Here is a 21,021-nt window from a genome sequence, read left to right as displayed (position 1 = left end):
CACATCCTTATAGGAGCTGCGGCACGCTGCGATCTTTTTCTCATCCGCGCCGCGAATCGCGCTCAGCCAAAAACTTCAGCAACGCGTCATTCACACACTGCGGATTCTCCAGATTGGAGATATGCCCCGCCTCCGGCACCAAAACGCACGGGCAACCGATCAGCTCGGCCATTTCCTGCGCTTCCGTCGGCGGCCGAGGCTTGTCCTGATCACCGCACAGCACCAGGGTGGTCGCCGCGTTCAGTTCGCCCAGACGTGGCAACAAATTATCGCGACCGAAGGTGATGCGGCCCATGGGTACGATGCTTTCGCGCAGACGTTCGGATGAATACCCCGCCAGTTTGGCGCGAAAGTCCTGGTACAGCGCCGATTGTGGATCGAAGCCCGGGCGGAAGAAAATCGGTACGACGATGTCGAGCAACGCGTCCGAGAGTTCGCCGCTTTCCTCAATCTGCTTGAACAGCGAGAAATAGTACTGACGGGTTGGCTCGGGTTCGACGCCGACATAGGTGTCCATCAGCACCAGACCGTTAAGCCGATGCGGTGCCGACAGTGCCAGGCGTACACCCCACATGCCGCCGACCGACAGGCCGACCAAGGTGATCTGGTCGATATCCAGATGATCGAGCAACGCCTGCGCCTGACGCGCGATGTCGTCCAGCGATGTGGTGTTTTCCGGCAATCGCCCAGACTCGCCGTGGCCCCAGAGGTCCAGTGCAATCACCCGATAGTGCGGCGCCAGCGCGGCGATCTGCGGCGCCCACATGGCCTGATCCCACAGATAGCTGCCCGCCAGTAACACGGCCGGGCCTGTGCCTTGATCGATGTAGTGAAGTGCTTGTCCGTCAACCGTGAAAAAAGGCATCGACTCACCCCTCGTTTGCAAAAAGAGAACCGGCAGACTGAGCTGGCACTGCTCGACAGTCAAATGTCTGAAAGCAAAAAGATCGCAGCCTGCGGCAGCTCCTACAGGGAAACGCATATTTCTCTGTAGGAGCTGCCGCAGGCTGCGATCTTTTGCTGTTAAAGACCCTCCAGCTCCGCCATCAGATCATTCAACCGATCCACCTTCTCCTCTGTGATTTCACTGGCCGCCAGCCCATCGATGTACTCGGCCAGTTCCGCAACCGTGCTGCATTCGAACATCGCCCGTAGCGGCACGTCGCGTTGCAGGGCTTTCTGCACGCGCGAGGCGATCTGCGTGGCGAGCAACGAGTGACCGCCGAGTTCGAAGAAGTTGTCGCGCACACCAACCTGCTCGATCTTCAGCACCTCGGCCCAGATATCTGCCAGGGTTTGCTCCAGCTCGTTGCGCGGCGCCAGGTAATCCTGGCTCTGCAACTGACCGATTTCCAGTGCCGGCAAGGCCTTGCGATCAAGCTTGCCGTTGGCGTTGAGCGGCAGTTGCGCGAGCCACAGCCAGTGCAGCGGCACCATGTATTCCGGCAGTTCACTGCGCAGGCGTTGCTTGATGCGCTCCAGGCGTTCGCTCGGGTTTAGCGCAGAATCCGCGGCCACGAGATAGCCGACCAGATGTTTGCCGTTGATGCCTTCCTGCACACCGACCGCCGCATCGCGGACTTCCGGTTGCTCGTGCAGACGCGCTTCGATTTCACCCAGTTCGATCCGGTAACCGCGAATCTTCACCTGATGGTCGACCCGACCGACGTATTCCAGCACGCCATCGCTACGGCGTCGCGCCAGGTCACCGGTGCGATACAAGCGTTCGCCCGGCGCGCCGAACGGGTTTGGCACAAACACCGGCGCGGTGCGCAGCGGATCGCTGACATAGCCGCGACCGACACCCGTGCCTGCCACGCACAACTCGCCCACTGCGCCCACCGGCACCAACTCCAGCGCGCCATCCAGCAGGTACAACACGTTGTTGTCGGTCGGCGTACCGATCGGCAAATAACTGCCGCGAGTCGACGCCATGTCCACGCGGTAGAACGCCACGTCGTCCGAGCATTCCGCCGGACCATAAGCGTTGACCAGACCGATATCCGGGTAACGCAGCAGCCATTGGTGCGCCAGCTCCGGCGGCATTGCTTCACCGGTCGGCAGCATCCAGCGCAGACCGTCGAGGCTCAGACGATCCGAGGCGAGCATGCCCTGAATCAGCGACGGCACACTCTCCAGTACGGTAATGCCCTGGGCCTGCACATGCACCAGCAAACCTTGCGGATCGTGAGTGATGGTATTGGGCACGATGTCGACCCGCGCGCCGAACAGCGGCGCGGCCAGGAACTGCCAGACCGAAATGTCGAAGCTCTGCGAAGCGGTTTGCGCGATGACATCAGCTGCCGTCAGATTCAGGTACGGCACCTTGCTCAACTGGTTATTGAGCATGCCGCGCTGCTCGACCATCACGCCTTTCGGCAGGCCGGTGGAGCCCGAGGTGTAAATCACATAAGCGAGGTTGTCCGGACCACTGTGAATGCCAGGGTTCTGCGCCGATGTCGCCAGCGCTTGCACCTCCTCCCACACCAGCAAGCGTGGACGATTGGCACAGCTGAATTCATCGAGCAACGTCTGCGCCTGTTCACGGCACGCTTCGCTGCACACCAGCACTGGCGTGCGGCTCAGCTCAATGATCCGTTGCAGGCGCTGACTCGGCAGACCCGGGTCCAGCGGCAAGTAACCGGCACCCGCCTTGAAGCTGCCGATGATCATGCCGAGCAGATCGAGGTTACGCTCGGCCAGCAACGCCACCGGTTGATCCATTTGCACCCCGGCCGCGACCAAGGCATGGCCGAGACGGTTGGCATTCTGGTTCAGCGCCTGATAACTCAATTGAACATCCAGGCAACTGGCGGCAATACGCTCCGGGTGCGCCGCGACCTGCGCTTCGAACAGCGAAACGTAGCTCTGCTCCAACGGATAATCGTGGGCGCTCTGGTTGCATCCGTGGAGCAGAAAGTCCTGCTCCTCACTGCCCAGCAACGGCAGATCGGCCATGTCACCATGGAAACCGTCGACCAGCGCCAGCAGCAGGCGTTTGAACTCGCCGAGCATGCGTTCGACCGTCGACTCGTCGAAGTAACGCTGGTCATACGACAGGTGCAGACCGAGATCATCACCCGGGTAGCACACCGCCGTCAACGGGAAGTTGGTGTGGGTCCGGCCCGAGTCCGAGGTCGCGTTCAGGCTCTGCGCGCGGTCCAGTACCGAGACTTCTACCGGCGCGTTTTCGAACACGAACAGGCTGTCGAACAGCGGCTGGCCTTTCGGCAATTCGCTCTGTTCCTGAATGCTCACCAGCGGCAGGTATTCGTACTCGCGCAGTTGCATGTTGCTGTCGAGCAGACCGCTCAGCCATTGCCGCACGCTGGTGCGCTGATCGTCCGCCGGCATCTGCACCCGCAGCGCGATACTGTTGATGAAAAGGCCGACGGTGCGTTGCATTTCCGGCATCTCAACCGGACGCCCGGCAACGGTCACACCGAACAGCACGTCGCGATCACCGCTCATTCGCCGCAGCACCAACGCCCATGCCGCTTGGGCGAAGGTATTTATGGTCAGTTGATGGGCTTGGGCCAGCTCACGCAGACGTGCACCGTCCGCAACATCGAGGCGGGTGTAGCGGTCACCGACGACCATGCCGCCGCTTTCGCCGGCATGTTCACGCAGGAACGGTCGGTCACTCGGGATCGGCGTGGTGCGTTCAAACCCTTGCAGATTGTGCTGCCACCACTGGCGCGCCTCCGCCAGGCTCTGACGTTGCAGCCAGCCGATGTAATCGCGATAACGCGGCGGCACGCTCAGTTGCGCTTCGCGACCTTCGCCAAGCGCGGTGTAGATCTCGAAGAAATCGTTCATCAGCAGCGAACGGCACCAGGCATCGATGAGGATGTGGTGGTTGCTCATCATGAACCAGTAGCGCGCCGCGCCGACCTTGATCAGACGCAAGTGGAACGGTGCCTGGCTGAGCAGATCGAACCCGGCCTCGCGCTCGCTTTTGAGCAGCGCTTGCAGCTTGGGTTCCTGCTCGGCGTCGCTGATGCCGCTCCAATCCAGATACTCGATTGGCGTGCGACCCGGCGTGTGAATCACTTGCAGCATATCTTCGCCAACGTTCCAGCAGAACGAGGCACGCAACGCTTCGTGACGAGCGACCACGGCTTGCCACGCTTGAGCGAAACGCTCGGGGACGAGTTCGCTGTTGATGCGATAGCGATCCTGCATGTAGTACAGACCGGTGCCAGGTTCGAGCAGCGTGTGCAGCAGCATGCCTTCCTGCATCGGCGTCAGCGGATAGACGTCTTCGATGAGCGCGGCCGGCACGGGCAACGCATCGAGTTGCGTCTGGGTCAGTTTCGCCAGCGGGAAGTCCGACGGCGTCAGGCCTCCGGCCTCGTCTTGCAGGCAATGCTCGATCAGGCTTTGCAATTCACCCAGGTAGGCGTCGGCCAGATCATTGATGGTCTGCGCCTCGTAACGCTCGGCGCTGAAGGTCCAGCGCAGCAGCAACTCGCCGCCATAGACCTGACTGTCGACGCTCAACTCGTTCGGCAACGGCGCCTGCGGATCGTGGGCCGCGCCGACCGGCTCGTCCAACGGGCGGAACAGCGCTTCGCTGCCGAAACTCTGATCGAACTGGCCGAGGTAGTTGAAGGTGATCGGCGCATTCGGCAGCGCGGCCATGCTGCGTTGGCTGAGGTCATCAGCCAGATAACGCAGCACGCCATAACCCAGGCCTTTGTGCGGCACGGCGCGCAACTGCTCTTTGATCGCCTTGATCGAAGCACCCTGCCCGGCGGCCTCCTCGATGTTGTGCGGGGTCAGGCGCAATGGATAGGCGCTGGTGAACCAGCCGACGGTACGGGTCAGGTCGATCTCGTCGAACAGGGTTTCGCGGCCGTGGCCTTCGAGTTGAATCAGCGCCGACGGTTGGCCGCTCCAGCGGCACAGCACACGGGCCAACGCGGTCAGCAGCAGATCGTTGACCTGCGTGCGATAAGCACTTGGCGCCTGTTGCAGTAATTGTCGGGTGCGCTCGGCATCGAGGCGCACGCTGACGGTTTGCGCGTGGCGATTCTGCTGGCCGCCCTGTGAGTTTTCACACGGCAGATCGGCGCTCGGACCGGCCAGTTGAGTCTGCCACCAGTTGAGTTCTTCGCGCAGTGACTCGCTACCGGCGTAAGCCTGCAGGCGTGCCGTCCAGTCCTTGAAGGCACTGGTTTTCGCGGGCAGTTTCACCGACTGCCCGGCGTCGAGCTGGCGATACACGGTTTGCAGATCGTCAAGCAAGACACGCCAAGAGACACCGTCGACCACCAAGTGATGAATCGCAATGAACAGGCGTTGCTGACCGTGCGGGCCATCGACCAACAGGGCACGCAGCAGCGGACCGTTTTCCAGATCAAGACTGCGTTGAGCATCGGCGAACAGCGCCTCGCACGTGTCCATCGACGCGACGCGTACGGGTGACAAAACAACGGCATCCGCGACCGGTTGATGTGCCGCTTGCCACTGACCGCCCACCTCGGTGAAGCGCAGACGCAGGGCGTCGTGCTGCTCGATCACCGCCAGTAGCGCTTGCTCCAGAAGCTGCGGCGCCAACGCCACAGTCGGTTCCAGCAACAACGCCTGGTTCCAGTGCTGACGCTCAGGAATATCAGTGTCGAAGAACCAGTGTTGAATCGGCGTCAGACGCGACTCACCCGCCACCAGACCTTGCTCGGCTGTCACCAACACGGTGCGGCTGGCCACCGCGGCAAGCGTTTGCACGGTCTGATGCTGGAACAGATCACGCGGACTGAAATGAATGCCCTGCTGACGCGCGCGGCTGACCACTTGAATCGACAGAATGGAATCGCCACCCAGCTCGAAGAAGTTGTCGTTGAGGCCAACCTGTTCGACATTGAGCACTTCGCACCAGATCTGCGCCAGGGTTTGTTCGAGCTCATTGCTCGGCGCCACGTAGTCCTGACGATTAAGCTCGGGGTCCGGCGCCGGCAGCGCGCGGCGATCCAGTTTGCCGTTGGCGGTCAGCGGCATGTTCGCCAACAAAATCAGGTGGGTCGGCACCATGTAATCCGGCAGTTGCGCCTTGAGGTGCGCCTTCAGTGCTTCGCGCAGTTGAGCTTGTTCAGCCTCGCTGTGCTCGGCAATCTCGGTGACAAGGTAGCCAACCAGTTGCTTGCCACTTGGCGCATCCAGTGCCAGCACCACCGCTTCGCGAATCGAATCGTGATCAAGCAAACGCGCTTCGATTTCGCCAAGCTCGATACGGAACCCACGGATTTTTACCTGATGGTCGATCCGCCCCAGGTACTCGACCAGACCGTCGGCACGCTGGCGCACCAGGTCGCCAGTGCGATACATGCGTCCGCCATCGGCGGCAAACGGGTCAGCGACAAACCGTTCGGCCGTGATACCCGGACGGTCGTGATAAGCCTGCGCCAGACCGGCGCCGCCGACAAACAATTCACCGGTCGCGCCTTGCGGCACCAGCGCCAGATCGGCATCGAGAATGTACGCCACGCGAGCGCCGATCACGCTGCCGATCGGCACACTGCCGGCGCCCTCTTCGAGCACGTCCGGGGCCAGACTGGCCAGCGGCATGACCACGGTTTCGGTCGGGCCATAGGCGTTGAAAAACAGGCTCGGCTTGAACGCCGCACGAATCCGTTGCAGGTGTTCGCCGGTCAGCGCTTCGCCACCGGTGATGATCATCCGCACCGGCAGAATGTCGTTTTGCGTGGCGAGGAACTGCGCCAACTGGCTGCCGTAGCTCGGGGTGAAACCCAGTACGTTGATGCGATGGGTGCGGATCAGCCCGCAGATTTCTTCGGCATCCCACTGACCTTGCGCCCGCAACACCACCTGCGCGCCGCTGAGCAGCGGCACCAGCAAGCGCTCGGTCGCAGCGTCGAAGTTGATCGAATAGAAGTGCAACTCGCAGTCGTCAGGACGCATGCCGAAACGCTCGATGACGGCTTGGCAATGCATCGCTATTTCGCCGTGGGACACCACCACGCCTTTCGGTTTACCGGTCGAACCCGAGGTGTAAATCAGGTAGGCCTGATGCTGCGGCAGGCTGATAAATGGCAGCTCGGTGGCCGGATACTCGGCCAGTGCGGCGCTGTCCTCTTCCAGGCACCAACTCGCCACGCTCGACGGTAGCTCGCCGAGCGCGGTGAACATCGCGCGATCACTGAGCAGCAGACCGATGCGGCTGTCTTCAATCATGTAATGCAGACGATCGAGCGGGTATTCCGGGTCGAGCGGCACATAGGCGCCGCCGGCCTTGAGGATCGCCAGCAGGCCGATGACCATCTCCAGCGAACGTTCAAGCGCCAGACCAACGCGCACTTGCGGGCCAACGCCGCGCTCACGCAGGGCCCAGGCCAGACGATTGGCGCGGGCGTCGAGTTCGGCGTAGCTCAAGGTCTGGCCGGCAAAGGTCAGGGCTGGCGCATTTTGGCGCAGCAGCGCTTGCTCGGCAAACAGGTGGTGAATGCACTGATCGAGACGATGCTCGCCCGGCTCGACGCCGAGGCTGTCGAGCAGTCGCTGTTGCTCCGGCGCGTCCAGCAGCGGCAATTCGCTGAGGCGTTGTTGCGGGTCGGCGATCAGCGCTTGCAGGAGGTTGCGCCAATGTCCGGCCATGCGCGCGATGGTCGGTTCATCGAACAGATCGGTGCTGTACGTCAGGCAGCAGCCCAGGCGATGGTCGAGGTCGGTGACCTCCAGGTTGAGATCGAACTTGGTCGCCCGCGCATCATTGGCCAGGTACTCGACGGTCAGGCCGGCGAGCATACGGCTCTGTTGAAATTCCCAGCGCTGCACGTTGCACATCACCTGGAACAGCGGGTTGTAAGCGGCGCTGCGCGGTGGCTGCAAGGCTTCAACCAGATGATCGAACGGCAGATCCTGATGGGACTGCCCATCGATCACGGTGTGGCGCACCTGCTCAAACAATTCGCCGACCGACATCTGCCCGTCGAGCTGGCAACGCAGCACCTGAGTGTTGAGGAACGCACCGATCAGCCCTTCGCTTTCCGGACGGATACGGTTGGCCACCGGCGCGCCGATGCGCAGATCGGTCTGGCCGCTATAGCGGTAAAGCAGCGTGGCGAGTGCGGCGGTCATGGTCATGAACAGAGTCAAACCGTTTTGCGCATTGAACGCCCGGACCCGCGCAGCGAGGTCATCACTGAGGTCGAAACGGAACAGTTCACCCTGATGGCTCTGCACCGGTGGACGCGGGCGGTCACCCGGCAATTCCAGCAGCGGATGTTCGCGGCCCAGTTGCGCGGTCCAGTAGTCGAGTTGACGCTGACGCTCGCCGGACTCCAGCCAGTGGCGCTGCCAGACGCTGTAGTCGAGGTACTGCACCGGCAACGGCTCCAGCGGCGAATCGCGATCATCGACGAACGCTTCGTACAACGCGCTGAGTTCGCGGGCAAAAATGTCCATTGCCCAGCCTTCGGTGACGATGTGGTGCAGGGTCAGGACGAAGTAATGCTCATGCTCGGCAGTCTTGACCAGACAGGCGCGCAGCAGCGGACCGGTTTCCAGGTCGAACGGCAGATGCGCCTCTGCGTCGGCCAGTTGCTGGACTTTTTGCTCACGCAGGTCAGCCGCAAGGTTCGAAAAATCTTTCCAGCCCATCCGCACGCCAGTCTCGGCATGCACCCGCTGACGGGCCACGCCGTCGACACTCGGGAACGTCGTGCGCAGGGTTTCGTGACGCAGGATCAGCGCTTGCAACGCCGCCTCGAAATGTTCGACATGCAACACGCCACGCAGGCGCGCCATGCCGCCGACGTTGTACGCTGGGCTGTCCGGCTCCATCTGCCAGAGGAACCACATACGCTGCTGGGAGTAGGACAACGGCACTGCCTGGCTGCGGTCGACTTTTTCAATCGGCGGCTGTTGGTTGGTGCGACCGCTGACCTGGATCTGGCGAATCTGTTCGGCGAAATCACCGAGTTCACTGTGTTCGAACAAGGCGCGCAACGGCAATTCGACGTCGCAGGTCTGACGGCAGCGGGAGATGATTTGCGTGGCCAGCAGCGAATGACCGCCCAGGGCAAAGAAATCGTCGCGCAGGCCGATTTGCGCCAGGCCCAGTACTTCACGCCAGATCGCAGCGATCTGTTGCTCCAGTTCAGTGACCGGTTCGACATGCTCACGCACTTGCCATTGCGGCTCGGGCAAGGCGCGGCGGTCGAGTTTACCGCTCGGGCTCAGCGGCATGGCGTCGAGGCGCATCAGTTGCGCCGGGACCATGTATTCCGGAAGTTCTGCGACCAGTGCGGTTTTCAGTCGAGCGCTTTGCGCGTCCTCGTCTGCGCTGGCATCGGTCGCCGTGTAGTAGCCGATCAGTTGCGCCCCGGCAGCGGTTTCACGCACCAGCACCACGGCTTGGGCGACATCGTCCTGGGCGAGAAGACGTGCCTGGATTTCTTCCGGTTCGACGCGAAAGCCACGCAGTTTGACCTGTTGATCGAGACGGCCGAGGTATTCGATCACGCCATCGTCAGTCCAGCGTGCACGGTCACCGGTGCGGTACAAGCGAGCACCCTGCTCGCCCAATGGATCGACCACAAACCGTTCGGCGGTCAGCGCCGGGCGACCGAGATAACCACGCGCCAGCCCGATACCGCTGATGCACAGCTCACCGGGTACGCCCAAAGGGACAGGATTGAGGTCGGCGTCGAGCACGCGACACACCACGTTGCCCAGCGGTCGGCCAATGGGCGAGCGCTCGCCATCAGCGGCGGTGCAACGCCAGTGGGTAACGTTGATCGCGGTTTCAGTGGGGCCATAACGGTTGTGCAGTTGCACTGCCGGCAATTGCGCCAGCACACGGTTGCGCAACTCGGCTGGCAACGCTTCGCCTCCGGAGAACACCCGGCGCAGGCGGGTGCATTCGGCGCTGAGCGGCTCGTCGATGAACAGCGAAAGCAGCGGCGGCACGAAGTGCAGCGTGGTCACGCCATATTGCTGCACAAGCTGGGCGATGCGATGCGGATCACGGTGCTCACCCGGTGCAGTCAGCAGCAGGCGCGCACCCGTGATCAGCGGCCAGAAGCATTCCCACACCGACACGTCAAAACTGATCGGCGCTTTTTGCATCAGCACGTCGGTTTCGTTGAGGCGATAAGTGTTCTGCATCCATTGCAGACGTTCAGCCAGTGCGGCGTGAGTGTTGCCGACGCCTTTCGGTTGACCGGTGGAGCCGGAGGTGTAAATCACGTAGGCGAGGTTGTCGCCGTGCAGGTGCAGACCCGGAGCCTGGCTTGGCCAGTTTTCCAGATGCAGGGCATCCATGGCGATGACGCTGACGCCTTCGCGGGGCGGCAAGCGATCGAGCAATTCGGTCTGTGTCAGCAGCAAATCGACGCCGCTGTCGCTGAGCATGTAGGCCAAACGCTCGGCCGGGTAATCCGGATCGAGCGGGACATAAGCGCCGCCCGCCTTGATGATCGCCAGCAGGCCGATCAGCAGCTGCGGCGAACGCTCGGCCGCGATGGCCACGCAGACATCCGGGCCGACACCTTTGTCGCGCAGGTAATGCGCCAGTCGATTGGATTGAGCATGTAGCTCGGCGAAATCGAGATTGCCGCCCTCCCACACCAGCGCGGTGCGTTGCGGGGTCAGGCGCAGTTGTTCGTTGAGCAACTCTGGCAGCCATTGCTCAGCCACGGCGCACGGGGCGCTGCTCCAGTCTGATTGCTGTTCGCTTTCGCCGGCAGTCAACAGTTGCAGATCGCCGATGGCGTGGTGCGGACGTTCGCAGACATCGCGCAGAAGATTGCTGAAATGCTCAGCCAGACGCTCGATGGTCGCGGCGTCGAACAGCTCATCGGCATAGTCGAAGGACAAGGTCAGGCGACCGTTGCGGTCTTCTTCACTGTGCAATTGCAGATCGAACTTGGCTTCGCGGCTGTGCCACGGCAACTCTTCGGCGAGCAGACCGGGCAGGCGTTTGAGCGCGCTGAGGTCACGTTGCTGATGGTTGAACATGACCTGGAACAAACCTTGTTCGCGGGCCTGCGGGAAGGCTTCGAGCAGTTGTTCGAACGGCAGGTCCTGATGGGCTTGTGCGCCGAGTGCAGCCTCGCGGGTTTGCGCCAGCAAGTCAGTGAACGACTGGCGTGATTCAACGTCGGCGCGCAGCACCTGAGTGTTGATGAAGAAGCCGATCAGGCCTTGGGTTTCCAGCCGTGGACGGTTGGCATTGGGCACGCCAATGCGAATATCGCGCTGACCGCTGTAGCGATGCAGCAAGCTCTGGAATGCCGCGAGCAACAGCATGAACGGTGTGGCATCGTGCGCTTGGGCAGTCTGCCGAATGGCTTCGCTCAGGTTGACGCTCAGACGTACGCTGTGCCGCGCGGCACTGCGAAGGCGCTGCGCCGAACGCGAGTGATCGGTGGCCAGTTCCAGCGTCGGATGCTCATCGCCCAACTGCGCTTTCCAGTAGGCCAGTTGCCGCTCGCCCTCGCCGTGCGCCAGCCATTGGCGCTGCCAACTGCCGTAGTCGGCGTATTGGGTTGGCAATGGCGCGAGCTCGGTGCGCTGGCCTTGGGAAGCGGCGGCGTACAGGCGCGAGAACTCATCGATCAACACGTTCAGCGACCAGCCGTCGGCGATGATGTGGTGCATCGTCACCAGCAGTTGATGGTCTTCATCGTCAAGGCGAATCAGCGTCACCCTGAGTAGCGGGCCTTTTTCCAGATCGAACTGGCTACGCGCTTCGTCCTCGCGGATTTGCTCAGCGCGCGCTTCACGCTCCTGGGTTGGCAAGTCGCTGATGTCGATCAGTTGCAGGTTGAATTCAGCCGCAGCATCGACTTGTTGCAGCGCCACGCCGTCGCGTTCGAAGAAGCGCGTGCGCAGGGATTCGTGGCGTTCGATCAGTTGCTGAAAGCTTGCGCGCAGGGCGTCTTCATCGAGTTCGCCGCGCAGCCGCAGCGCCCCCGGAATGTTGTAGGCGCTGCTTTGCGGATCCAGTTGCCAGGTGATCCACAAGCGATTTTGCGCCAGCGATTGTGGCATTGGCTCCGTGCGCGACAGGGAAGTGATTTCGCCTTGAGCGCTGCCGCCATCCTGTTGTTGCCGGGCCACGGCAGCGGCAAACGCGGACAACGTCGGTGCTTCGAAAAGCACACGCAGGCTCAGCGCCAGACCGAGCTCTTCGCGCACTCGGGCGATCACTTGCGTGGCAGCAATCGAGTTGCCGCCGAGCAGGAAAAAGTGATCGTCGGCATTGACCTGTTTGACGTTCAATTGCGCAGCCCAGATCTTGCCGATCAGGGCTTCGAGCTCGGAAGCTTGCAGCGTCGATTCGGCACCTTGCGCTTCATCTGACGGGAACACCGCATAGCTGTCGAGACTGCCATCGGCCAGACGACTGCGGCAGGCCGAACGCTGCAATTTGCCGCTGGAGGTTTTCGGCAATGCGCCCGGATTGAGCAACACCACCACGCTCGGTGCTTGCTGATAGGCCTCGGCCACCGCTTGGCGGATAGCTTTGATCAGCGTTTCTGGCGGCAGGATCTTCTGCACACTGCGGCTGATCTCCGCCGCGATCCCGATGCCTTCTTCGCCGTCCTGAGTCACCGCGAACGCCGCGACCCGACCCTTGCGCACCACTTCCACTTCGCACTCAACGGTCTTCTCGATGTCCTGCGGATAGAGGTTATGGCCGCGCACGATCAATAGGTCTTTCAGGCGACCGGTGATGAACAGTTCGCCGTCACGCATGAAACCCAGGTCACCGGTGCGCAGCCAGGTGCGACCGGCGTGCTGGACGAAAGTCCTGGCGCTGGCCTCGGGGTTGCGCCAGTAACCGTGCGCGATGCTCGGGCCGGCCGCCCAGACTTCGCCGACGGCATTGTCGGCGAGTTCTTCAAGACGGGTTGGCTCGACGATCAGCACCGCGTGCTCTGGCTGGCTGATGCCGCAACTCATGATCGCGCTGCCGTCGCCCGGCTCTGCACGGTTTTGCGCCAAGGCCTGATCGTCCACGCGCAGCGCAGGAATACCCTTGCCCCGCGGCGTGCCGGCGACGAACAGCGTGGCCTCGGCCAGACCGTACGAGGCCATGAAACTGTCGGCACTGAAACCACATGCCGCGAATTTTTCGGCGAAGCGTTCGTTGGTGTCGAGACGGATCGGCTCGGAGCCGGAATAGGCCACGCGCCAGCGACTGAGGTCCAAACGCTCCAGCGCCGATTCACTGACCCGCTCGCTGCACAAGCGATAGGCGAAATCCGGTCCGCCGCTGATGGTGCCACCGTATTGGCTGATCGCTTCGAGCCAGCGCAGTGGCCGGCCAAGGAAGTACGCCGGCGACATGAGGATGCACGGCACGCCACTGAAAATCGGCTGCAACAGACCGCCGATCAAACCCATGTCGTGGTACAGCGGCAGCCAGCTGACGATGACGTCATCGGGGTTCACGTCGATGCCGAATCCGTGGCGAATTAGCAACTCGTTGGCGACCAGATTGCCGTGGCTGACTTGCACGCCTTTGGGCAGCGCGGTGGAGCCTGAGGTGTATTGCAGGAACGCGATGTGATCGGCCGGCAGTGTCGGCTCCACCCAGCGCTCGGCCAAGGCGTTGTCGAGGGTATCGACGCACAACAGCGGCGGCGCGCCTTCGATCTGTTGCAAGGCATCGCGCAAATCGGCGCTGGTCAGCAGCAGGCGCGGTTCGGCGTCGGCAATGATCGACAGCAGGCGCTCTTGATGATGACGGCGGGCCGATTCCGGTGGATAGGCCGGCACCGCGATCACCCCGGCATACAGGCAACCAAAGAACGCCGCAACGTAATCCGGGCCGCTAGGAAACAGCAGCACCGCACGATCAGCAAATTCGGCCTCGGCCTGCAACGCAGCGGCAATGGTGCGCGCGCGTTGGTCCAGTTCGCGATAGCTGAGTACCACAGCCTGCTCTTCGTTTTCGGCAAGAAAACGCAAGGCCAGCCGATCCGGCGTCAGGGCCGCGCGGCGCTGGAGGGCTTGGACCAGGGTGCTGGGGAGTTCGAACGCGTCGGTCATGAGGTTTCCTGCCTGAATTCGGCTTGCTAGTGGAATCGGGTTGCTGCGACACGCCCTTCCAGGGCATGCAGGGCGCGGTCTACGCCGACCGCGCAAGGCATGGGAATGCTGTCTGGCCGGGAGTCTTTATCCGGAACCATTCACCAATGAGAACGGATGGCGTCTTGAAATAATTAGTCGGCAGGCTGGATCGCTAATGGGGCTGGGGTGCGGCGGCGTGTCGCAGTTCTCAGATCGCACTGATTCAATGGATTGTTTCTCTTTCTCATTTGACAATCATTATCATTCAACATAATTTGTCGCTCGATGTGTAGGGCAGCCCGCCCCCAGGCGCCCCACTAACCTATTGGCAGTAAGGTGATTTCCATGACGGAACAAGTATCCACAAGCAGGTGCGATTCACCGCTACTTCAGGCATTCGTCGACAATCGACTGATTCTGGTCAAGATTGCAGCACGCATTACCGGCTGCCGGTCACGCGCCGAGGACGTGGTGCAAGATGCGTTTTTCCGACTGCAGTCGGCACCGCCGATCACCTCGTCGATCAAGGCGCAATTGAGTTATCTGTTCCAGATCGTGCGCAACCTTGCGATCGATCACTACCGCAAACAGGCGCTGGAGCAGAAATACTCCGGCCCTGAAGAGGAAGGGTTGAACGTGGTCATTCAGGGTGCTTCGCCGGAAATCTCGCACATCAACTTCTCGACCTTGGAAAACATCGCCGATGCGCTGACCGAACTGCCGAGTCGCACGCGCTATGCATTCGAGATGTATCGCCTGCACGGTGTGCCGCAGAAGGACATCGCCAAGGAGCTTGGCGTGTCGCCGACCCTGGTCAATTTCATGATCCGTGATGCGCTGGTGCACTGCCGCAAGGTGTCGGGCAATCGCCGTGATTCGTTGGCTGTGGGCCGTCGTTAAGCACCCGATTCGGCGTCAAGCCTTTCGCGAGCAAGCTCGCTCCCACACAGGATTTGTGAACGCCACAGATCCCGTGTGGGAGCGAGCTTGCTTGCGAAAGCAGTCTCAAGATCACCCCTGATCTTGAGACTGATCACCTCACGCCAACGTGCACCGATCAAAAAACCGTTCACGCCCCAACATCATCAGCGCTGCACGTTTGTGCGGGAAGTCGAATTCTTTTTCACAGTGAAAGCATTGGTTTTGCATGTAGCCGATCATCTTCGCGTTGTCGGCACGCGGCTCGGCGACGACCCGTTGAGTCCGTGGTTCGTCGAGAAACAGGTAATGCACCAGCGCCGACAACCAACTCGCCACTTTGTGCGGGCCACGATGCGCCTCCTCCCCCACCAGCATGTGAATGCCACGGTCGTAATTGTCGGCATCGTAGAACGGCGCGATGCGATCTTCCTTGGCCCAATAGGCTTCGAAATAGGCAAATGGCTGATCATCGAAACAGCCGATCAGGGTCAGCGTGTGCGGGTCGGCGTCGAGTCTGCTCAGGTATTCGCGGTGCTTTTCGAGACTGCCTTGCTCTTCCCAGAAACTGGCGACTCGCGGGTTGTTTTGCCAGCGATTGAAGCGCGGCAGGTCTGCTTCGATCTCGACCGTGCGCAGAGAAATCCAGGCACCGAGGCGCGCATCAAAACGCCGATAGACTTCACCGCGCGGTTTCACCGGCCGCAGCGGGTGGCGCTTGCCCTGGCTGATCATCATCTGCTGCGGATAACAGCCAGTCAGCGATGTGCCGAGCCACGGTTGTGGCAGTTGCCAGAACAGCGTGCGCTCGCAGCGGTATTCGCCGGCCACTTCAGTGCTCGCCAACAGTCCACTGAGCAAGGCTTCGGTTGGCGGCTGGTCGAGTTGCCAGGTCAGTTGCTGGCACGCCGGATCCCGAGCAAACAACCAATAACAGGCTGCCCACAGGGCTTGCCCGGGCGGCAAGGCGAAGCGCTCGTCGATCTGGATCGGCCCTTTGGCCTCGCGATCAAAGCGCAGGCGAATCAGCGGTTGCCCGTCCAGGCTCAGGCTCAAACGGCTTTCGGTTGCATCGGCTACCAACTGGCTGCCCGAAGGCAGGGCCAAGGCAGTCAGGTCATTCAGATTGGACATGGGTCGGGCTCACGATAATCGTCGACAGTTCAACGAAGTGACGTGGCTCGAGGGTAAAAAATTAAGCTCATTTGCAAAAAATACTTAATCTTCGTTCTTTGAGGATATTTCCTTCAAGCGGATACGGGTCACGTCGTAATCATTTCCGCCGACAGAATTAACATGACTTACCAGTCGCAGTTGCACATTGCTGGAGTTGGCAATGAAGGTGTTACCCACGGTTATCCATGTTCGCGACAGAAGGCGCATCGGCTCCACAATGATCGAATCATTACTTTCCAGCGAGAGTGTGGGTGCCGGATTGGCCGGACTGTTTCTCCGAAGTTCCAGAGTAAACTCATAACGACGGCCCGGCACCAGATACTCATATTCCTTGATCAGATGAATGCCGTTGTTTGGGCTCGTATACCCCCAATTCCATAGATAGTCCCCAGTTGCATCACTCTTCACAATGAGATCCAACGGATTCGCTGCGGCAGGTCCTTTCTTCCACCTGTTCCACCCCGTCTGGCCGAAATCCGTATAGTCATTAAGTAACTGATACGGCCCCTGCCGAATATTATGAGTCGTACGCGGAAGTTCCTGGGCAGTTTCAATATCGGATTGACCGTCGTACGCGAGATAGCATTTGATCGTCAGGGCGGAATAATCATCCAGGAAGAACAGCCATCCGCGTGGAATAGTCAGCTGAATCCCCTCGATAAGGTGGCACTCCTCAATCACTGCAGCCTCTAAAAGCCAAAGCAGTGTCTCGGATGGGTAATCACGCTGACCCACAGCACAAACCCACACCTTCTGACCCACGGCAAAAAAAGGTGGGGGGGCTAATGTGACTTCGGCATCATGAGAAAAACTTCGCAGATCCAGCCATTCATCTCCATCGATAAAAGTTACATCTGGAAGAGCCGGTTCAGGGAGATCGGACAGATCCAGATATTGCACCTGGAGTTCAAGCCTCTGTGATTCCCATGAGGCATTGCCTCGAAAAACTTCATACCAGACAAATAGGGTTGTACCGATGCAGTTACCGATCGTGCTGGCAGCAATAACAAATTCTACGCACCCACTTTCATCACCTTGCTTTTTCTCAAAAGTTGGATTTGCCAAACCTCCCGGCCCCTCGCAGTAAAGAATAATGGCATCAGCAGCGTCCATTTCATATTTAACGACTGCTGTTGCTCCGCCAAGAACGTGCATTGGATACAGCGTATTGTTAGTGAGCGCTTCTTTTATTACGGGGACTGGTAAATCCAATTCCATGGCATGTGTCATTACTCAGACTCCTGCAAGACCGGTTCGTACATCGAGTATTAGTACGATCACGATTCAAACAGGAATACTCAGGCTCCACCACTGTCAGATCTGACAGGTTAAATAACTATTGCCGGGTGGTAGTCTGGCGTGTTCAAACTCCAACAGCATCTCGGTCAGTGATCGTGCACTGGCACCACGGCAATCCGGTATGGATCGAAGATCTTCAGCATCTCGCCGTTGTCGCGCAGGCCTTGTAGCAACTTGCTGAACGCTTCGCTGGTAATCGGCGCGGTCGGACGCAGGATGGCGTAGTGGTGGTAGACCTGATCGATGCGCTGGGACACCAGCAATTCATCGCGAACCTTCTCGTTGCGCAGCAGGTAATCACTCAGGTACGAGCGGGTCACCAGCGCAATATCCGCGCGCCCGCGCAGCACCATCAACAGATTGCTGTCGTGGGAATAGGTCAGCGAAGCCTTGAAGTTCTGCGCGAGAAATTTCGGGTCGGCATTGAAGTTCGCGAACTCGTAGTGATAGCCACTGAACAGCGCCAGACGCTTGCCGCTGAGGTCGGAAAAATAGTGCTGCTGTCGGCCGTCTTCGCGCTGGGCGACAAAAATCTCGGCGTCCTCAAGCCCCATATCGACGTCGTTGTGAGGGATTTCCTTCCAGCCCCACTCAGGGTTCTCGAAGATCGCCATGTCGATCCGGCCCTGCTTGAAATCACCGAAACGGCGCGGAATCGACGTCGGCACGAGGACGAACCGATAGTCGCTTTGCAGCCGGTTCAATGCCTCGACCATCTGCGGCAACAGACCGGTGTCGGCACCGTTTTCGGGGCGAACGGTATAAGGCGGAAAGTGCGCTGCACCGACCCGAACCAATTGCGCTGCCTGAGCGGGCAATACCCATGATGCAGCCAGCGCTGCGAGCAATAACCTCGCGGCGGTCCGACTTGGCAAAGACTTCAAAACACCCCACTCCCCGAAAAAATACCGATCAATGCATTCAAGCTAGGCGGTTTCGCCCAGTTAGCCAGTTTCCCGGCCCGATAGAAAGCGCTTCAACGCTCTTCAAGCACCAGAATCAGGGCCTCATCAGCCAACTGATCAAGGCTCAGACTGCCGCCGGCACGGAACCAGGTGGTGGTCCAGGACAGGGCACCGGTGAGGAAACGCCGTGTGACAAATACGTCGCCGCGAATAAAACCGGCTTCCTTGGCCTCCCCGAGCACCTGCAGCCAAAGGTCTTCATAAACATCGCGCAAGGCGAGGACTTTCGCCTGGCCATCCTCAGACAACGAGCGCCATTCGTAGACCAGCACCGCCATGGCTTCACCGCTGCCGCCCATGATCGACTGCAATTCACAGCGAATCAGCGCCAACACGCGCTCGCGCACATTGGTCGCATCGGCAAGCGCCGCGCGCATCAAAGCGGTGTTGTAACGAATGGTTTCCTCCATCACCGCGCGCAGGATTTCGTCCTTACTTTTGAAGTGATGAAAAATGCTCCCCGACTGAATGCCGACCGCACCGGCCAGATCCCGCACTGTGGTGCGCTCGTAGCCTTTGTTGCGGAACAGGTGAGCCGCCACTTGCAGCAGTTTGCCGCGGGCGCTGTCCGGGTCGGTCAACTGGCCTTGGTCGACCAATTCGCGCATGACCCTCAGGGCTTTTTGCTCGTCCACCCGTTCTCTCCTACAGTCGATCAGTCTGTTGCCCCCTGAAACCGCAGGGTTGCGCGCAATTTAAGCCGCGGACGGCAACCAAGCAAGCGCTCGGGCAGAAGATATTTCAACTGTTTACAAACCAAGCGCTTGCTTGGTAGCCTCCAGACACTTCTGTCGCAGGTCCCTGAGTCGGAGATAAAAATGCCAACCACCGTTCGCATCGGATGCGCCAGTGCTTTCTGGGGTGACACCTCTACCGCCGCCGCTCAACTGGTGGACGGTGGACGCCTGGATTATCTGGTGTTCGATTACCTGGCCGAGATCACGATGTCGATCATGGCCGGCGCGCGCATGAAGGATCCGCAAGGCGGGTTCGCCAGCGACTTCATCGAAGTCCTCACCCCGCTGCTGCCGCAACTGGCCGAGCAGAATATTCGCGTCATCAGTAACGCCGGCGGCGTCAACCCCCAGGCCTGCGCCGCCGCGTTGCAAGCCGCCTGCGATACAGCCGGCATCAAGCTGAAAATCGCCGTGCTGTTGGGCGATGACCTGCAACCGCAATTCAAGCAACTCGCCTCTCAGGGCATTAGCGAGATGTTCACCGGTACGCCATTGCCTGCGATGTGCGTCTCGACCAACGCCTACCTCGGCGCGCCGGGCATTGTCGAAGCGTTGCGCCTGGGCGCCGATATCGTCATTACCGGGCGCGTGGTCGACAGCGCCGTCGTCAGTGCCGCGTTGGTGCATGAATTCGACTGGTCGTGGCACGACTACGACAAACTCGCCCAGGCCGCACTGGCCGGGCACATCATCGAATGCGGCGCGCAGTGTACCGGCGGTAACTTCACCGACTGGCGCGAAGTACCGGACTACGAGCACATCGGCTTTCCAATCGTTGAAGTCAGCGCCGACAGCCAGTTCATCGTCTGCAAGCCCGAGGGCTCCGGCGGGCTGATCACGCCACTGACCGTCGGCGAACAGATGCTTTACGAAATCGGCGATCCGCAGGCCTATTTGCTGCCCGATGTCATCTGCGATTTCACTCAGGTCAAACTTCAGCCGCGAGGCAAGAACGCGGTGCAGGTACAGGGTGCCAAAGGCCTGCCGCCCAGCGACAAATACAAGGTCAGTGCCACGTATCCGGACGGCTTTCGCTGTACCGCCAGTTGCCTGATCGCCGGCATCGATGCGGTGGACAAGGCCCGTCGCGTCAGCCAGGCGATCATCGACAAGACCTCGGAAATGTTCAGCCAGCGCGGCTGGGCACCTTACAGCGAAACCCACATTGAATTGCTCGGCAGCGAAGCCACCTATGGCCCTCACGGGCAGCGCCACGACACCCGCGAAGTGGTAATCAAACTTGCCGTGCGCCATCCGGACAAGCAGGCGCTGATCCTGTTCTCCCGGGAGATCGCCCAGGCTGCAACCGGCATGGCCCCGGGCCTGACCGGCATCGTTGGCGGGCGGCCGACGGTCTATCCGGTTATCCGCCTGTTCTCGTTCCTGATCGACAAAAGCGCCTGCAACCTGCACATCAACATGACCGGTGAGAAGCACCCGTGTGCCCTACCCGCGCAGACCGCACTCGACAGCCAGGACTTGCCAATCGCCGAGCAACCACCCAAACCCCAAGGTCGCGCTGACGCCAGCGTACCGTTGGTGAAACTGGCCGTGGCGCGCTCCGGTGACAAGGGCAATCACAGCAATATCGGCGTCATGCCGCGCAAGCCCGAATACCTGCCGTGGATCGCCGAAGCGTTAACGCCAGCGGTCATTGTCGACTGGATGAGCCACGTCCTGGACCCGATTTACGGCCGGGTCGAACGCTGGTATCTGCCCGGCACCCACAGCCTGAACTTCCTATTGGAAAACGCCCTCGGCGGTGGTGGTGTGGCCAGTCTACGCATCGACCCGCAAGGTAAAGCCTTCGCCCAGCAACTATTGGAAATCCAGATCCCGGTGCCACAAAGCATCGCCGAACAGTTCGACTAGAGGAGGGTTTG

At 60.6% G+C, this 21,021-nt stretch carries 8 protein-coding genes; 2 read left to right on the top strand and 6 right to left on the bottom strand.

What is annotated here, in order from left to right; genetic code table 11:
• Positions 1-40: 40 nt before the first annotated feature.
• Positions 41-865 carry an alpha/beta fold hydrolase gene (locus AB4P91_RS14475; protein WP_395603049.1) on the bottom strand — a complete coding sequence of 275 codons (825 nt, stop codon included), beginning with the start codon at positions 863-865 and terminating at the stop codon, positions 41-43.
• Positions 866-1,023: 158 nt separating this feature from the next.
• The gene (locus AB4P91_RS14470; RefSeq protein ID WP_395603048.1) at positions 1,024-14,022 is read right to left on the bottom strand and encodes a non-ribosomal peptide synthetase; all 12,999 of its coding nucleotides are present in this window, start codon (positions 14,020-14,022) and stop codon (positions 1,024-1,026) included.
• Between the two features lie 366 nt (positions 14,023-14,388).
• Here AB4P91_RS14470 and AB4P91_RS14465 point away from each other — a divergent pair, with 366 nt between their 5' ends.
• A complete protein-coding gene (locus AB4P91_RS14465; RefSeq protein WP_395603047.1) occupies positions 14,389-14,943 on the top strand; it encodes an RNA polymerase factor sigma-70 in 555 nt (184 codons plus the stop codon).
• Positions 14,944-15,081: 138 nt separating this feature from the next.
• Here AB4P91_RS14465 and AB4P91_RS14460 read toward each other — a convergent pair whose 3' ends face one another.
• The 4 genes from AB4P91_RS14460 to AB4P91_RS14445 form a co-directional block, all read right to left on the bottom strand.
• A complete protein-coding gene (locus tag AB4P91_RS14460) occupies positions 15,082-16,095 on the bottom strand; it encodes a GNAT family N-acetyltransferase (RefSeq protein ID WP_150596176.1) in 1,014 nt (337 codons plus the stop codon).
• Positions 16,096-16,179: 84 nt separating this feature from the next.
• Entirely contained in the window at positions 16,180-17,367 is a 1,188-nt protein-coding gene (locus tag AB4P91_RS14455) for a hypothetical protein (protein ID WP_150593191.1), read from the bottom strand.
• 155 nt (positions 17,368-17,522) lie between these two features.
• Positions 17,523-18,320, bottom strand: a complete 798-nt coding sequence (locus tag AB4P91_RS14450; protein WP_150593190.1) for an ABC transporter substrate-binding protein — start codon at positions 18,318-18,320, stop codon at positions 17,523-17,525.
• 92 nt (positions 18,321-18,412) lie between these two features.
• A complete protein-coding gene (locus AB4P91_RS14445; RefSeq protein WP_042560220.1) occupies positions 18,413-19,036 on the bottom strand; it encodes a TetR/AcrR family transcriptional regulator in 624 nt (207 codons plus the stop codon).
• 183 nt (positions 19,037-19,219) lie between these two features.
• Here AB4P91_RS14445 and AB4P91_RS14440 point away from each other — a divergent pair, with 183 nt between their 5' ends.
• Positions 19,220-21,010, top strand: coding sequence for an acyclic terpene utilization AtuA family protein (locus tag AB4P91_RS14440; RefSeq protein WP_395603046.1), 1,791 nt, complete (start codon positions 19,220-19,222; stop codon positions 21,008-21,010).
• The last annotated feature ends 11 nt before the right edge of the window (positions 21,011-21,021 follow it).

The sequence above is a fragment of the Pseudomonas sp. B21128 genome (assembly GCF_044218865.1).
Lineage (GTDB): Bacteria > Pseudomonadota > Gammaproteobacteria > Pseudomonadales > Pseudomonadaceae > Aquipseudomonas > Aquipseudomonas iridis.
This window is presented reverse-complemented; position numbering and strand designations above follow the sequence as displayed.

What these genes read in the sequence shown, in the direction of transcription:
- AB4P91_RS14475 (WP_395603049.1), bottom strand. Translation starts at nt 865, where the DNA reads ATGCCTTTTTTCACGGTTGACGGACAAGCACTTCACTACATCGATCAA.
- AB4P91_RS14470 (WP_395603048.1), bottom strand. Translation starts at nt 14,022, where the DNA reads ATGACCGACGCGTTCGAACTCCCCAGCACCCTGGTCCAAGCCCTCCAG.
- AB4P91_RS14465 (WP_395603047.1), top strand. Translation starts at nt 14,389, where the DNA reads ATGACGGAACAAGTATCCACAAGCAGGTGCGATTCACCGCTACTTCAG.
- AB4P91_RS14460 (WP_150596176.1), bottom strand. Translation starts at nt 16,095, where the DNA reads ATGTCCAATCTGAATGACCTGACTGCCTTGGCCCTGCCTTCGGGCAGC.
- AB4P91_RS14455 (WP_150593191.1), bottom strand. Translation starts at nt 17,367, where the DNA reads ATGACACATGCCATGGAATTGGATTTACCAGTCCCCGTAATAAAAGAA.
- AB4P91_RS14440 (WP_395603046.1), top strand. Translation starts at nt 19,220, where the DNA reads ATGCCAACCACCGTTCGCATCGGATGCGCCAGTGCTTTCTGGGGTGAC.